Source organism: Streptomyces chlorus (genome assembly GCF_042655885.1).
Lineage (GTDB): Bacteria > Actinomycetota > Actinomycetes > Streptomycetales > Streptomycetaceae > Streptomyces > Streptomyces chlorus.
The window spans coordinates 21906-37106 of sequence record NZ_JBHSOA010000030.1 but is presented as its reverse complement, the minus strand read 5'-3'; the positions used below and the strand labels follow the sequence as shown (position 1 = coordinate 37106).

The 15201-nt window shown below is 70.6% G+C and carries 15 protein-coding genes and 2 pseudogenes; 13 read left to right on the top strand and 4 right to left on the bottom strand.

Features of this window, described 5'->3' with window-relative positions:
- The first annotated feature begins 149 nt into the window (after positions 1-149).
- Positions 150-1892, top strand: coding sequence for a pyridoxal phosphate-dependent aminotransferase (locus ACFPZI_RS15170; RefSeq protein WP_381363332.1), 1743 nt, complete (start codon positions 150-152; stop codon positions 1890-1892).
- 74 nt (positions 1893-1966) lie between these two features.
- Here ACFPZI_RS15170 and ACFPZI_RS15165 read toward each other — a convergent pair.
- The 3 genes and pseudogenes from ACFPZI_RS15165 to ACFPZI_RS15155 all read right to left on the bottom strand — a co-directional run.
- Positions 1967-2545, bottom strand: a pseudogene (locus tag ACFPZI_RS15165) (RICIN domain-containing protein); the annotation flags it as partial.
- An 83-nt stretch (positions 2546-2628) separates the two neighbouring features.
- A pseudogene (locus ACFPZI_RS15160) lies at positions 2629-3126 on the bottom strand (nuclease/transposase family protein); the annotation flags it as partial.
- A gap of 511 nt (positions 3127-3637) precedes the next feature.
- Positions 3638-3808 carry a hydrophobic protein gene (locus ACFPZI_RS15155; protein WP_381363330.1) on the bottom strand — a complete coding sequence of 57 codons (171 nt, stop codon included), beginning with the start codon at positions 3806-3808 and terminating at the stop codon, positions 3638-3640.
- A 200-nt stretch (positions 3809-4008) separates the two neighbouring features.
- Here ACFPZI_RS15155 and ACFPZI_RS15150 point away from each other — a divergent pair, with 200 nt between their 5' ends.
- The 12 genes from ACFPZI_RS15150 (at position 4009) to ACFPZI_RS15095 (ending at position 13640) form a co-directional block, all read left to right on the top strand.
- Positions 4009-4329 (top strand): gas vesicle protein GvpO, encoded by a 321-nt coding sequence (locus tag ACFPZI_RS15150; RefSeq protein ID WP_381363328.1) that lies wholly within the window; start codon positions 4009-4011, stop codon positions 4327-4329.
- A gap of 34 nt (positions 4330-4363) precedes the next feature.
- Complete coding sequence (locus tag ACFPZI_RS15145; RefSeq protein ID WP_381363326.1) at positions 4364-4834, top strand: gas vesicle structural protein GvpA; 471 nt, start codon at positions 4364-4366, stop codon at positions 4832-4834.
- A gap of 2 nt (positions 4835-4836) precedes the next feature.
- Complete coding sequence (locus ACFPZI_RS15140; protein ID WP_381363436.1) at positions 4837-5586, top strand: GvpL/GvpF family gas vesicle protein; 750 nt, start codon at positions 4837-4839, stop codon at positions 5584-5586.
- Between the two features lies 1 nt (position 5587).
- A complete protein-coding gene (locus ACFPZI_RS15135; RefSeq protein ID WP_381363324.1) occupies positions 5588-5848 on the top strand; it encodes a gas vesicle protein GvpG in 261 nt (86 codons plus the stop codon).
- Between the two features lie 7 nt (positions 5849-5855).
- Positions 5856-6578 (top strand): histone protein, encoded by a 723-nt coding sequence (locus ACFPZI_RS15130; protein ID WP_381363322.1) that lies wholly within the window; start codon positions 5856-5858, stop codon positions 6576-6578.
- Positions 6579-6584: 6 nt separating this feature from the next.
- A complete protein-coding gene (locus ACFPZI_RS15125; protein WP_381363320.1) occupies positions 6585-7634 on the top strand; it encodes an SRPBCC family protein in 1050 nt (349 codons plus the stop codon).
- A complete protein-coding gene (locus tag ACFPZI_RS15120) occupies positions 7627-7968 on the top strand; it encodes a gas vesicle protein (protein ID WP_381363319.1) in 342 nt (113 codons plus the stop codon). Before ACFPZI_RS15125 ends, ACFPZI_RS15120 begins: the two co-directional genes overlap by 8 nt.
- Positions 7969-7987: 19 nt before the next feature.
- Positions 7988-8821 (top strand): GvpL/GvpF family gas vesicle protein, encoded by an 834-nt coding sequence (locus ACFPZI_RS15115; RefSeq protein WP_381363318.1) that lies wholly within the window; start codon positions 7988-7990, stop codon positions 8819-8821.
- 3 nt (positions 8822-8824) lie between these two features.
- Positions 8825-9052: a gas vesicle protein gene (locus ACFPZI_RS15110; RefSeq protein WP_381363316.1), complete on the top strand. Its 228-nt coding sequence runs from the start codon at positions 8825-8827 to the stop codon at positions 9050-9052.
- Positions 9049-9327, top strand: coding sequence for a gas vesicle protein K (locus ACFPZI_RS15105; RefSeq protein WP_381363315.1), 279 nt, complete (start codon positions 9049-9051; stop codon positions 9325-9327). Before ACFPZI_RS15110 ends, ACFPZI_RS15105 begins: the two co-directional genes overlap by 4 nt.
- A 170-nt stretch (positions 9328-9497) precedes the next feature.
- A complete protein-coding gene (locus ACFPZI_RS15100; protein WP_381363314.1) occupies positions 9498-9950 on the top strand; it encodes an Asp23/Gls24 family envelope stress response protein in 453 nt (150 codons plus the stop codon).
- Between the two features lie 669 nt (positions 9951-10619).
- Positions 10620-13640 carry a glycoside hydrolase family 35 protein gene (locus ACFPZI_RS15095; protein WP_381363312.1) on the top strand — a complete coding sequence of 1007 codons (3021 nt, stop codon included), beginning with the start codon at positions 10620-10622 and terminating at the stop codon, positions 13638-13640.
- A 33-nt stretch (positions 13641-13673) separates the two neighbouring features.
- Here ACFPZI_RS15095 and arfA read toward each other — a convergent pair whose 3' ends face one another.
- Positions 13674-15188 carry an arabinosylfuranosidase ArfA gene (gene arfA / locus ACFPZI_RS15090; RefSeq protein ID WP_381363310.1) on the bottom strand — a complete coding sequence of 505 codons (1515 nt, stop codon included), beginning with the start codon at positions 15186-15188 and terminating at the stop codon, positions 13674-13676.
- Between the last annotated feature and the right edge of the window lie 13 nt (positions 15189-15201).

The following is a 15201-nucleotide window of genomic DNA, read 5'->3' as shown; positions in this document are numbered from 1 at the left end:
GGGTTCACGTCGTCACACTTTTTTCACACCGGTTGAACAGCGCCACACCCCCCTCCGTATGTACGAGTGGCCCGTGCTCCCCCGCGCGGGCCACCCACGCATGACGGGCCCGCTACGTCCCCGGCGGGCCCGCCGTACACGGAGGTTCCATGGCCGACAACGTCACCTCGTTGTTCCGCAGCACCGCGGCACACAGCCCCTCCATGGCTGCGCTGGCGCGGGAGAGCGACGGGGCCGGCCCGGTCGACTTCTGTATTCCGTGCAACCCGTACTTCCCCACCCCCGCCATGTTCGAGGACATGGCCACGCGGCTTCGCGAGATCATCACGTACTACCCGAGCAGCGCCGACACCATCACGGCCGAGCTGTGCAGCCTGCTCCGACTCCCGCCGCAGTGCGTGGCGATGGGCAACGGATCGACGGAACTCATCACCTGGATCGACCACTTGCTGGTCCGTGAGTCCCTCGCCGTCCCCGTTCCCACCTTCGGCCGCTGGACCGACCAGCCCATGGAGACCGGCAAGCGGGTCGACATGTTCCCGCTCCAGGAGTCCAGCGGCTTCGCCCTCGACCTCGCCCAGTACGCCGAGTTCATCCGCGCGCGGGGCACCAAGGTCGCGGTGATCTGCAACCCCAACAACCCCGACGGCGGCTTCCTGCACAAGCACGCGGTCGTGCAGTTCATGGACGCGATGGCCGACCTCGACCTGGTGGTGATCGACGAGTCGTTCCTGGAGTTCGCCGACGCCGAGGTGGAGCCGTCGGTGGTGCAGGAGGCGATGCTGCGCCCCAACGTCATCGTCCTGCGCAGCCTCGGCAAGAACTTCGGGCTGCACGGCATCCGGTTCGGCTACCTCGTCGCCAACCCCGCGCTCGCCGGCCGCGTCCGCTCGATGCTGCCGAAGTGGAACCTCAACTCCTTCGCCGAGCACGTGGTGTTCATGCTGAAGGAGCACGGCACCGAGTACCAGCAGAGCCTCCACCAGGTGCGCCGCGACCGGATGGACATGTCCGGCCAGCTCTCCTCACTGCCCGGACTGACGGTCTACCCGTCCCAGGGCAACTTCCTCTTCGTGCGCCTCCCCGTGGGCGCCGAAGGCACCGTGGTCCGGGACCGGATGCTCACCGAGCACCGGCTCCTGGTCCGCGAGTGCGGCAACAAGATCGGCTCGTCCAGCCGCTTCCTGCGTCTCGTGGTACGTCCGCAGGTGGACGTACGTCGCCTGGTGTCCGGCCTGGAACAGGTGCTCTACGGGACCTCCAGGAGGGGAGCCGCCGTGCCCGAGCAGGCCACAGGGACCGGCTACAGCTCGGGCACGGCGGCGATAGACCGGCTGGTCAGCGAGACCAACGGGGCCGGTACCCAGGGCCTCGCCGCCCAGGCCATCGGCGCCGGTACGGGGGCGCCGTGTCTCCCCGCCGCTCCGGCCGCCGGCATCGGCATGCCGCTCCCCGCCGCCCCGTCCCCGGTTCCGGTGGGCGCGGGCGGCGGGATGCCCATGCCGGCGGCAGCCTCGTCGGGGCCGCAGCAGATGCCCCAGCAGGCACCACAGCCCCTGCAGTCCCCGCCCATGCAGTCCCCGCCGGTGCCGCAGCAGCCGGTTCCCCAGCAGGTACCTCAGCCGATGATTCCCCAGCAAGTGCCTCAGCAGATGCCACAGCACCCCCTGGCGGCTCCGGCTCAGGTACCCGCGCCCGCGCCGATGCCCGCCGCGGCGTCGTACCCGTCCCCGCAGATGCCCGCCGGCCCCACGCCGCCCGGTGTCCCCGCCCGCGGCGGCCTGACGGCGGCGCAGGTCAGAGGCACCGACGGCCTGTCCCAGGCCCCGGCGGCCGGCTGGTCCGGAGCGCAGAGCTGGCCGGAGGCGGCGGGCATGGGTCAGCTGAGCTGACAGAGCCCCCCACGGGATCCCACCGGGCGTGTCGGGGTGCCGCCCACCCCGACACGCCCGGGGTTCCGGGTCGCTCAGACCGGGTTGAGCCGCCACTGCTGGCAGGCGTTGTTCAGCCAGGTCCACTGCCGTACGTCGGCGGAGTCCGCGGTGGAGCAGTCGGCGACGTCGGCGACCTTGCCGGTGGCCTGGTTGACGATCGGGACGTGGCCGCTGTCGGTGGCGACGAACCGGAACCGCTGGCAGGTGTTGTTCAGCCACGACCACTGGCGCAGGTCGGCCCCGTCCGCGGTGGAGCAGTTCTCGGTGTCCAGCGCCTTGCCACTGGTGACGTTGACCAGCCGGTGCGTGTCGTCACCGAGATCCTCCAGCCGCCAGCGCTGGTTGGCGCGGCCGTTGCAGGCGTACTGCTGCACATTGGCCCCGTCGGCGGTCGAACTTCCGGATACATCAAGGCACTTGCCGCTGTTGCGGTTGGTGAGGGTGTAGGTGGCGGCGACGGCCGACGGCTCGCCCGAGGGCCCGGTCTGGCTCGCCCCGAGCCGTACGGGCGTACCGAGGTTCGGTGAGCCGTCGGAGTTCCAGGTGAACTTCTGGGCCCGTGCGGTGCGCCCGTTGTCGCATCCGTCGGAGGTGGAGTCGTTGGCGTGGCAGAGCCCTCCGGCGCTCCGCGCCTCCGGGCCAAGGATGGCCTTCACCCCCGCCCTGAAGGGCGGAGCACTGGCCAAGATCAGAGGTAGACCCGTACCGAGGAGGGCTCGGCCGGCAGAGGACGGGACCAGACCACGGTCAAAACGATCCCGCCCGCCAGATGCAGCCGCCCGTCCCTGAGGCGGAAACCGCGCCGCGTGTAGTTCAGCGACGGGTCACTCCCGCGCCGCTTCTTGTGCCGGGGCATCCCGGCCCGCCGCTTCAGTGGCAGCCGGTTCCTGATGTCCTTGAGCGCTTTGCTGCGGGAGGCGGCGAAGTCGCGGATGGTCTGCTGCTGCGGCACCGAGGCGCCCCCGGCCAGCCACGGCGTCACCGCACGCGCCCGCGTCAGCATCCCATCCAGCCGGGCCGGACCGCACAGCTCCCCCTCCGCATGAGCCTTCCTCGCGCGGGCCACGCACTCGTTCCACAGCCACCGGCACCGCCCCCACTCCCCCTCCAGCCCCACCCGGGCAGTGGCCGACACCCGCAACCGATACGCATACCGGGCACGCCCCACGGCCTCCCCCACCTCTCCCACCACCCGCACCCCCTCCCCGTCTGTTCCGGTCAGCCGACTGTTCCGGTCAGCCGACTCCCGACCAATTGACCGTACGTACGAGTCCCGCACATCCGCACACCCCTTCCGCCGCGATCACCCCCACCAGCGAACGGGGGTACGCGTGTTCGCGTCTCTCCCGGCTCCGCCGGGCGGCTGTCGGGGCACTCCACACCCCAACGGGGGCGAGTGCGGCGACGCTCCGCGTCGCCGGGCATGGGATGCGGCTCTCCCCCCGCAAGCGGGCGGCACCCCCACCCCGGCATGAACACCAGGGCCTCCTCGCACGAGACCAGGTGACCGTCGACGGACCCGGAGTGACGGCGTACTCGCACCTCGCGGGCAAGCCGGTCGCTCCCGGCGGCCCCCGGCCGGGGTGCCTCGCCCACCGCACACACGCCGGGCTCAACGACACCGTCCGGGCATGAATGCGGGGTGGCACCGGAAATTGATCCGGTGCCACCCCGAGCAATTCAGGTACGGCGTGTTCCTCGATTTACCAGCGATACCACCGGCCTCGGCGTCCGCCCATATCGGCGGAACGCATGACGAAACCGAGCAGCCATACGGCCAGCACGATTACTGCCACGATCCACAGTGCCTTCAAAGCGAATCCGGCACCGAAAAGGACGAGGGCCAACAGGAGTACAAGAAGCAGGGGAACCATGATTATCAACCTCCGAGGGAGCAGATGCCCCGGAGTTCTCGTAGCACGTATGGTTTCTTGATGTTTCTTTTACCCCGCAGCGGGAAAACGCTCGCCCCCGCCACCGTGGCACACGCACCACCGTGGCACACGCGCCCCGCGCGTCGCACGGATGGCATCGCTCGGGATGCGCAGCCGACAGGAGTGCAGAAACTGACCGTATGGCAGAACCACGTCGCCCCGATGCCGGGAGCTCCAAGACGGCCCCCGCTCGCCGCACGGGAGCCGCGCGGGGGCCCGAGCACGCGGCCCGTACTGCCCTCCAGAGCCTGGAGGGGCTGATCGATCACCCGGCGGAGGGCGTGTCCGCCGTCCGGCGGTCCGACGACGGCTGGTGTGTGGTGGTGGATGTTCTGGAGGTTCCGCGGATCCCCGACACCACGAGCCTCCTGGCCTCCTACGAGGTGCAACTCGACCGGGCCGGTGAGCTCCTGGAGTACCGCAGGGTCCGTCGTTACCGACGGGGCGCGGCCGACGAGTGATCCGTGTTCGCTCCCTCCGCTGGAAGGATCTTCCATGACCGTGACCACCTACTCCGACGAAGTAGTGGCCTGCCCGCCTCGCGCCGGCACGTTGTACGACGTACTGGAACTGATTCTCGACCGCGGCATGGTCATCGATGTGTTCATACGGGTCTCGCTGGTCGGGATCGAGATCCTCAAGGTGGACGCGCGCATCGTCGTCGCGAGTGTGGACACCTACCTGCGGTTCGCGGAAGCGTGCAACCGCCTGGATCTCGAGCGCGATTCCGGCAGCACCACGGTTCCCGAACTGATCGGCGGCGGGGTGGCCAAGTCCGTCGGCAAGCGCAAGGTGCGCAGGGCCGCCGACACCGTGGGCGAGACCCTGCGCAAAGCGATCGGTGGCGGCGATGACGAGTCCGACGCCGAGGACGAGGACGAGGACGACGAGCAGCGGGAGCGCCCGAAGAAGCGGCGCGCTCCCGCACGCAAGAGCACCGGCCGACGACGCGACGTGGAGGCGTGACCGTGGCGACCGACGGGGTGTACGTCTACGCGATTCTGCGGGCGGGAACGGCGCTCCCGAAAGGGCTCGGCGGTGTGGGGTCCCCTCCCGCCCCGGTCCGGACGATCAGGCAGGGCCCGCTCGACGCGGTCATCAGCGACGCACCGCCCGAGCTGCGCGCGCGACGTCGTGACCTGCTGGCGCACCAGGAACTTCTGATGCGCCTGTCGGACGAAGGACCAGTGCTGCCCATGCGGTTCGGCACGGTCGCGCCGGACGAGGAGACGGTCCTCGAGCAGCTGGCCGCCGCCGGGTCCCGCCATGCCGCCACTCTGGAACAGCTGGCCGGCCGTGTCGAGATCAACGTCAAGGCGCTGCCGGCACAGAACGCGCTGGCGGCCCTCGTCGCCGAGGAGAAGAACGTACGGCGGCTTCGCGATGCCGCACGCCGGCGTCCCGGCTACGAGGCCAGTATCAGGCTGGGCGAAGCCGTCACCACCGCGCTCACCCGCAGAGCGGCAGCGGCAGGACAGCGCATGGTGCGTGAACTCACGCCCGGGGCCCGCGCCGTGTCAGCGGGTCCCACTGTCTCGGGCTGTGCGCTCAACATGTCCTTCCTCGTCGACCGCGGCGACACCGACGCCTTCCTCACCCGGGCCCGGACCTTCGCGGACGCTCATCAAGAGCATGTGGAACTCCGGCTCGCCGGCCCACTCCCCTGCTACAGCTTCGTCGCGTCCGAGGCCCGCCCCGTACCCGTGGGCGGGATGTGACATGGGACTGATCACCGGCCTGCTCACGCTGCCCATCGCGCCCGTCCGGGGCGTGATCTGGGTGGCCGAGAAACTCCACGACACCGCCGAGCGCGAGTTGCACGACCCCGCCGTGCTGCGTGCACAGCTGGCGGTGCTCAACCAGGAACTCGAGGCGGGCGACATCACTCCGGACGAGTTCGAACGAGAAGAAGAACGGTTGCTCGACCGACTGCACGCCGTGCGGGTCGGTCCGGCACACAACGATCGCGATCGAAGGTGACGTGCTGATGGAAGACCAGTCCAAAGTTGCCCTCGGGGCCGCAGTGGTCGGCGGCTATCTCCTGGGCCGGACCAGGAAAGGACGGCTGGCCATCACCGTCGCCACGTACCTGGCCGGCCGGCGGTTCGGTCTGGAGCCCCGCCAGCTCGCCGCGGAGGGGATGCGCCGGCTCGGAGAGGTTCCCCAGTTCGCCCAGCTCCAGGACCAGATCCGGGGCGAGGTTTTCGACGCGGGCCGCAAGGCCATGACCGCCGCCGCCAACCGCGGCATGAGCTCCCTGGCCGACGCGATCAGCGACCGCACGGCCCGCCTCACCGAACCTCCTCGGGACGAGAACGAAGACGTCGAGGAGGAGTACGAGGAGGAGTACGAGGACGAAGAGACGCCGGACGAGGAAGGCGCGGAGTACGGGGACGACGAGTACGAGGAAGAGGAGGAAGAGGAAGAGGAAGAGGAGCCCGGCCCGGAGGACGAGGAGGAGGAAGAGGAGGGCCCCGAGCGGAAGCCGGAGAAGCGACCGTCGGGAAGGAAGACCCCGGCGAAGAAGTCCGCCCCGTCCAAGAAGACGCCGTCCAAGAAGACCGCGGCCAAGAAGAGATCTCCGGCAAAGAAGGCGACCGCCAAGAAGTCCGCTCCGGCCAAGAAGGCATCTTCGGCGAAGAAGACGGCAGCAAGCACCTCGTCGTCGGCGAAGGGGACCGCATCCAAGCGCACGAAGCGTCGGAGGTAGCCAGTCATGGCCAAGACGAAGAACGCAGAACCCGAGACGGAAGAGTCCGGATTGAGCAGGCTCCGGGGAGAGCTGTCCGGCTTCCTCGGCGCGCAGGCGGGGAAATTCGCTGAAAAGGCGGGAGACAAGCTGACCGGCGTCACGGGCCGGCTGACCGACGTCGCGGAGAACGGCGGGTCACTGCCCAAGATCGGCTCACGCGTCCTTCAGGGCGATTCGCCGGTGAAGGCATTCGTCTCGGAAAAGGCCAAGGGTGTCAAGGACAGTGTCGTGGACAAGGCCAAAGAGACCTTCGGTGGTGGAAAGCGCAAGCGCAAGTCGGGCGGCGGCAAGCTCATGAACATCATCGAGGTGCTCGATGTGGGAGTGCCTCTGCGTACCGCTTACGACTACTGGACCCAGTACGACCGGTTCAGCGGTTTCACCAAGGGCGTGCAGGACGTCTCGATGGAAGACGAGGCGACCAGCAACTGGAAGGCCAAGATCGGACCGTCCTCGCGCAGCTTCAAGGCGAAGGTCCAGGAGCAGGTGCCCGACGGACGCATCGTGTGGACGTCGGAAGGCGCCAAGGGCACCACGCGTGGTGCGGTGAGCTTCCACGAACTGGCTCCGTCCCTCACGCGCATCGTCCTGGTCCTCGAGTACTACCCGTCCGGGTTCTTCGAGAAGACGGCCAACCTCTGGCGTGCCCAAGGGCGCCGCGTACGCCTGGACTTCAAGCACTTCCAGCGGTACGTCACGCTCACCAACGATGAACCCGAAGCCTGGCGTGGCGAGATCCGCGACGGAGAAGTCGTCAAGTCCCACGAAGAGGCCATGGAGGAGGAAGAAAGAGAAGGGGACCAGGACGGCTGGGAAGACGAGGACGAAGAAGAGGAAGAGGAAGAAGACGGCGAGGCCGCGGACGATCGACTGACGGGCGAGGACGAGGAAGAAGACGAGGGCGAGGAGTACGAGGACGAAGAGGAGCCCGGCCCGGAGGACGAGGAGGAAGAGGAAGAAGAAGAGGAGGAGCAGCCCGCCAAGCGGCGCTCCCGGAGGGCTCGTCGTGACTGACCTCGACTTCCGGCACGACGCGAACCACCCCGTCCCCGGGCCCCCGAACACCAACCTCGCCGACATCCTCGAGCGCGTCCTCGACAAGGGCATCGTGATCGCCGGCGACATCAAGATCGACCTTCTCGACATCGAGTTGCTGACCATCCGGCTGCGTCTCTTCGTGGCCTCCGTGGACACCGCGAAGAAGGCCGGCATCGACTGGTGGGAGACCGACCCGGCGCTCAGCTCCCGCGCGGCGCGAAGCGCTCTGCAGGAGGAGAACCGCGAACTGCGCACCCGCCTGGAGGCGCTCGAATCCGGGCCCCGGGACATGGCGTCGGCCGATCGATGAGCCAGGGAGAAACAGAGGTATGACGGAGCTCAGCCCCAAGGCTTCCGAAACGACCGCCCTCTACGTGTACGCGGTCTGCCGCGCCGAGGGAAGTCCGGCGCTCGACGGGGTGTCCGGGGTCACCCGGGACGAACCCCTGCGGACGCTTCCCCTCGGTTCGCTCACCGCGATCGTGCAGACCGTGCGGGCCGCCGAGTTCACGGACGAGGCCTGGCAGGAGCGTCTGACGGACGAGCCCGAACTCGAACGGTACGCGCGTGCCCATCACGAGGTCGTGTCGGCGGTCGCCGCCCAGGCGCCCACGGTGCCCTTGCCCCTGGCGACGCTGTACAACGCGGAGGACAGGGCCGAGGTCGTGCTGGGCAACGAGTCGGCACGCTTCCACGCCGCCCTGGAACGCATCGCGCACCATGCCGAATGGGGCGTGAAGGTCTACGCGATCGGCTCTCCGGGCGATGACGGCGGCAGGGCGACGCAGCGGCCGAGCCCGCCGGGCGACCGGGGCCGTCCGGCTCCCGGTCCGGCTCCGGCCCCGGGAGCGGGGCGGGCGTATCTGGAACGCAAACGGAACCTGCAGGCGCGGCGCGAGCAGCAACGGGAGGAGTCCCTGCGCGTCGCCGAGACCGTGGACACGCGGGTGTGCCGCATCGCCAAGGCGTCCCGCCGGCTCCGGCCGCACGGCCCGGGAGCGGCCGGCGACCACCGCGTCCAGGTCCTGAACGCCACCTACCTGGTCGCCGAGCGCCGGGCGGCCGAACTTGAGCTGTTGGCGCAGGACTTGCGGGAACACACCGGCGCCGGGATCGAACTCTCGGGCCCGTGGGTGCCCTACTCCTTCGTGGGCGAGGTGTGAGAGATGACGCACGACGTGGTTCCGTGGGAGACTCCGGGCCCCTTGAGCGGCCCCATCGGGGTGCCGCTGGTCGATCTTCTGGACCGGGTCCTGGCGACCGGGGTCGTCGTCAGTGGGGACCTGGTCATCGCGATCGCCGATGTCCCCCTCGTCCGGGTGTCGTTGCACGCCCTGCTGTCGTCGGTCAGCGAACGCGTACCGGCGCCGTGGGCGGACAGTGGGCCACTGTGACGGCCTCCCGGGTCGACCTGGACTCCGAGCAGATGGGGCGCGATCTCGTCACCCTGGTCCTCACCGTGGTGGAACTCCTGCGCCAGTTGATGGAACGGCAGGCCCTGCGGCGCATCGACCAGGGGGACCTCACCGACGACCAGACCGATGAGATCGGCACCACCCTCATGCTGCTCGACCAGCGCATGACGGAACTCTGCGAGCAGCACGGCGTACGCCCGGAGGATCTCAACCTCGATCTGGGGCCGCTCGGCACCCTGCTGCCCCGGGCCTGACCCGACCTGAAGGGCAACGGGGCGGGTGGAGTCGGTGCCTCCGCCGGCCGCTCACCCGAATGGCGGAGGACCGGTTTCCGGCGCACAGTGGAATCGGGGCACGAAGCAGCGGATGTCCTCCGCTGGATCCGGTCCGCCCCCCTCACACAACAGCTCTGTGCGAGGAACTCATGGCGACGAACGACAGTCAGATCGGTACGGCCCTGGGCCCGAGCGGCGCAACGGGCGAAACCCGTGGAACAACCGTCATCGCGGACACCGTGGTCTCCACGATCGCGGGCATAGCCGTGCGCGAGACCGAGGGGATCTACTCCCTGGGCGGGGGCGCCTCGCGAGCTCTGGGAGCGGTCAAGGACAGGGTGTCCCGCTCCAGCGATCCCGGTCGTGGCGTGAAGGTGGAGGTGGGCGAGAAGCAGACCGCCATCGACGTCGATGTCGTGGTGGAGTACGGCATCGAGATCCTGGAGGCCGCGAGGGAGGTCCGCTCCCGGGTCACGGACGCGGTCGAGACGATGACCGGACTGGAGGTCGTCGAGATCAACATCAAGGTCCTTGACGTCCATGTCCCGGGAACGGACGAGGAGGAGGCGGGGAGTGCTTCCTCGACGCCCCGCGTCCAATGACACGGGATCACATGCGCCCCGGTGGCGCCGCCGTCCGCACGGAATCCACGTGCTGTCGTCCGTCGAGGTACCGCTGTTCCGTGGCGTGCGGCAGGCTCCCGGAGTGATCGGTTTCAGAACGGGGGCTCGTCCTCGGGCGTGCCGGGCCATGTCGGCCCGACCGGCGAGGACTTGTGCTGCTGAAGGAGTGCCACGGCCTCCTCGTCCCGGCCCCGCTTTCGGCGACATCGACCAGGGCAGTGCGAGGAACCAGTCCTGAAAGTGCGGACGGAGCAGGGCGCATGCCTCATCGCCTCGATCGTGCCGGGCGAGCAGGTGCGCGAAGAACTCCAGCGCCGACCGGTCCTCGGCCTCCGCATACGGGCGCGTGAGCGCGATCGCCTCCTCGGTCCTCCCCCGCCCCTCCAACAGCTCGGCCATGGTCCGGGTCGCCTGTCACTTCGCCGGGCGGCCCCGGTGTTCACCGGGAACGGGCGATGGGAACAGCCCGCGCGCGCGTCACTCGTACCGGGCGAAACGGACGTACCGGGAACCTGGCGTGAACACCGTGGTGCCCAGGCGTAGACAATGGCCCACCAGGACCACCCGTCACAGGGGGCCAGGACCACTCGACGGCACCACCCGCGGCCCATGCGGCCGCACCAGCGGCACAAACAGGAGGCGGCTCCCTTGGAGCTCAGCAGGCGTACCTTCACCGCGCTGGCCGGCACGGCGGCGCTCGGCCTCGCGCTGGCCGGCAGCGGGGCGGCGACCGGCACGAACAGGGCGCGTGCCGTGCCGACGGGGCCGCCGCCCGCCCCGCCGCGCGCGGACGGCAGGCGGCACCAGGTCGGCTTCGACCGGTACTCGCTCCTGGTCGACGGCCGGCGGCTGGTGCTCTGGTCGGGTGAGATGCACCCCTTCCGGCTGCCGAGCCCGTCCCTGTGGCGGGACGTGCTGCAGAAGCTGCGCGCCCACGGCCACAACGCGGTGAGTGTCCCCGTCCCCTGGAACATCCACTCCCCCGCGCCCGGCAGGCACGACTTCACCGGGGTGCGCGACCTCGACCTGTTCCTCACGATGGCCGCCGAGGAGCGGCTGTACGTCGTGCTGCGCCCCGGGCCGTACCTCGGCACCGCCGATCTCGACGCCGGGGGCTTCCCCGGGTGGCTGACGGTCGCCGAGGGCGCGGCCGGGGCCGCGGACCCCGCGTATCTGGGGCACGTGGACGCGTGGCTGGGTGCCGTCGACGCCATCGCCGTCCGGCATCTGTTCACCGGGGGCGGCGGCACCGTGCTTCTGTACCAGGTCGAGGACCGGTACGAGGGGCGGGGCGGGAGCGGCCCGGCGGGCGCGGGCGCGTACATGTCCCACCTCTGCGGGAAGGTGCGCGCCGACGGGATCGACGTACCGCTGTTCCACAACGACGGCGGCGCGGACGGGCTGTGGGCGCCCGGGTCCTTCCCCACCGGCGCGAAGAAGGGGGAGGGCAACTGGCTGTACGGGTTCGAGTCCTCGCCCGTGCCCGGTGAGGTGCCGGCCGATCTCGGGTACTTCGGCAGGCGCGGGACGGGGGCCGGGGCCAGTGCGCGCACTCCCGGGTTCGTCGCCGGGGCGGCCGTCGGCGCGTCCGCCCCCTGGGGCTGGGCCGCCTCCCGGGGCAAGGGGTACGCGGAGGTGCGCGGACGGTGGGATCCGGCGTACGAGCGGAGCAGCCTTCTCACCAGCCTCGCCAACGGGATCACCCTGCACAACGCGCGCGTGGTGGCCGGCGGGACCTCGTGGGGGTGGCTGGCCTCGCCGCACGTCTACACCTCGTACGACTACGGGGCCCCGATCGACCAGGCCCGCCGGGCCACCGCCAAGCTGGCCCCGCTCCAGCAGCTCGGGCATCTGCTGCGGACCGTGCCGGACCTCGCCCGCCTCGAACCGGCGTCCGCGGTGCGGCCGAAGGACGACCGGCTGAAGGTCTACCACCTGGCCAACCCCGACACCGGCGCCCAGGTGTACGTCCTGCGCAACGACTCCGCCGAGGAGGTCAGGTCGGCGCTGCCGGGCACCGATGTCGACGTGCCCGTCACGGTCGGCGCGCGGGACGCCAGGCTGCTCGCCACCGGGCTCGGACTGGGGCGGCGGAGGCTGGCGTTCACCACCGCGCAGCCCCTGTTCAGCGTGACCGTCGGGCGGCAGGACATCGCCGCGTTCGTGGGCCGGGCCGGCGAGACGGCTCAGGTCGCCCTGGACTGCGATGTCCAGCCGCTCACCAACCGGCTGGACCTCGAGCCCGCCTGGTCCTACGACCGGGGCCGGCTGCACGTGGTCACGCCGCTCGGGGTGGGCGGGCTGAGCCGGGTCCTGATCGAGGGCGGCGACTCCGACACGCCGATGCTGCTGCTGTTCGCCGACGACGCGACCGCCCAGCGGCTGTGGCCCTACGAGACCCCGTCCGGCTCACTGCTGGTCTACGGTCCGCCGCTGCTGCGGTCGGCCACGCTGCGCGGCTCCACCGTCCACCTCACCGGCGACGTCACGGGCGAGACCGGCCTGGAGGTGTGGGCGCCGCGCGGGATCACCGCCGTGACCTGGAACGGGCAGCCGGTGCGCACCACGGTCACCAGGGCCGGGTCCCTGGTGATGGAAGGGCTGATGCCCGGCACGCCCGCGCCGTCCCTGCCCGCCCTCACCGGCTGGCGGCGGCGGGCGGAGAACCCGGAGTCCGAGCCGGACTTCGACGACGCCCGGTGGACGGCCGCCGACCGCACCGCTTCCCTGGGCACCACGCCCGTGCCCGAGGGCCGGCCCGTCCTGTTCGCCGACGACTACGGCTTCCACTACGGCGACGTCTGGTACCGGGGGCACTTCGAGGACGCACGCGACGCCACATCGGTGTCCCTGTCCTACAGCACCGGCACGCAGGGGCTGTTGATGGCCTGGCTGGACGGGCGGCCGCTGGGCACGCACCGGATGCCGGTGCCGGACGAGGACACGGCGGGCCGGGGCACCTGGACCGCGACCGCGACGTTCCCCGTGCCCGGGAAGCTGCGCGGGCGCGGCACGCACGTCCTGTCCGTGCTCGTACGGCGGATGCAGCAGGAGGGGGACCCCGGAGACACGGGAGGCGCGGGGGCGCCGGCGGCCGTCCGCAGTACGCGCCGGGCGGCTCGTGGACTGACCGGCGTCGACTTCGAGGGGGCCTCCCCCGAGGTGAGCTGGCGGATCCAGGGGGCCGGGGCGCCGGACCGGGTGCGCGGGGTGCTGAACAACGGCGGGCTGTACGGGGAGCGTAAGGGCTGGCATCTGCCGGGGTACGGCGACGACCGGGACCGGAACGCCTGGGAGGCCGTGGACCAGCCGCGTGAGGACCGGCGGCGGCAGGGGGTCACCTGGTACCGGACGGAGTTCCGGCTGGACGTCGACCCGGACGTGGACGCGTCGGTCGGGCTCGTCCTCGAGGACGACCCCGAGCGCGCCTACCGCGTCCAGCTCTTCCTCAACGGCTGGAACATGGGCCAGTACATCAATGACGTGGGCCCGCAGCACATCTTCATGCTGCCGAACGGGATTCTCCGCACACGGGGAACCAACACACTGGCCCTGGCCGTGCTGTCCGACGGGACCACACCCTCGGGGCCGGGCCAGGTGCGGCTGACCCTGGTGGGCGCGGCGCGCGGCGGAGTGCCGGTGGAGGCGGTGGAGTCACCGGGACGGTGACCCTCGCGCCTCCACCGGCCCCCTCTGTCACGCTCACGCCAGCCGGATCACGTTCCAGGACAGCGGTTCCAGTACGGCTTCGAGCCCGCCGTCCGTCAGGGTCGTGCCCCCGACGGTGTGCGGGGTGACCCGCTCCGGTTCGGCGAGGGTGTTGCGGGCGTCGGGGTCGGCGTCCGCGAGGGCGGTGTGCTCCACGACCGAGGTGAGGCCGAGGCCGCCGAGGGCGATCTCCAGCGGCAGCGGCTCGGTGCGGCTGCGGTTGACGGCGAAGACGGTGACCGTGCCGTCGTCGGCGCGTACGGCGGTGGCGTGCAGCAGGTCTGCCGTGCCGTACCGGGCGGTCTCGTACGTCGGTGAGTCCACGCGGACGTCGAGGACCTCGCCGCGCCCGTACCGGGAGGCCTGCGCGAACGGGAAGAACGTCGTCTGCCGCCAGGCGGGGCCGCCCGGCTCGGTCAGGATGGGGGCGATGACGTTGACGAGCTGGGCGAGGCAGGCGATCTTGACCCGGTCGGCGTGCCGGAGCAGCGCGATGAGGAGCGAGCCGAACACGACGGCGTCGGTGACGCTGTAGTTGTCCTCCAGCAGGCGCGGCGCCTCGGGCCAGTCGTCCTGCGTGAAGGTCGTCGCCCGCTCCTGCCAGCGGGTCATGTACCAGACGTTCCACTCGTCGAAGGAGAGGTTGATCCGCTTCGTGGACTTGAGCTTCGCGCCGACGTGGTCGCAGGTGGCGACGACGTTCTCGATGAAGGTCTCCATGTCGACGGCGGAGGCCAGGAAGGAGTCGAGGTCGCCGTCGTGCGGCTCGTAGTAGGCGTGCAGGGAGACATGGTCGACGAGGTCGTACGTCTCGGTGAGGACCGTCGCCTCCCATGCGGCGAAGGTGGGCATGGACCGGCCCGAGGAGCCGCAGGCGACCAGTTCGACGCCGGGGTCCTGCTGGCGCATCGCGCGGGCGGTCTCGGCGGCGAGACGGCCGTACTCCTCGGCGGTCTTGTGGCCGGTCTGCCAGGGTCCGTCCATCTCGTTGCCCAGGCACCACAGCCGGATACCGAAGGGGTCCTTGTCGCCGTGCGCGACGCGCAGGTCGGACAGGGCGGTACCGGCGGGGTGGTTGGCGTACTCCTGGAGTTCGAGCGCCTCGGTGACCCCGCGGGTGCCGAGGTTGACGGCCATCATGGGTTCGGCCTGCGGGCCGACCTTCCGCAGGAAGGCGATGTACTCGGACAGGCCGAAGCGGTTGGTCTCGGTGGAGTGCCAGGCCAGGTCGAGGCGGCGCGGGCGGTCCTCGGCGGGGCCGACGGAGTCCTCCCACCGGTAGCCGGAGACGAAGTTGCCGCCGGGGTAGCGGATCGCGGTGACGCCGAGTTCGCGGACCAGGTCCAGGACGTCGGTGCGCAGGCCGTCGGCGTCGGCGGCGGGGTGGCCTGGTTCGTGGATGCCGGTGTAGACGCAGCGGCCGAGGTGTTCGACGAAGGAGCCGAAGAGATGGGGGTCGACCGGGCCGACGGTGAAGGCGGGGTCGAGGGTGAAACGGGCGGTACGCATGTGTTCCTTTCGG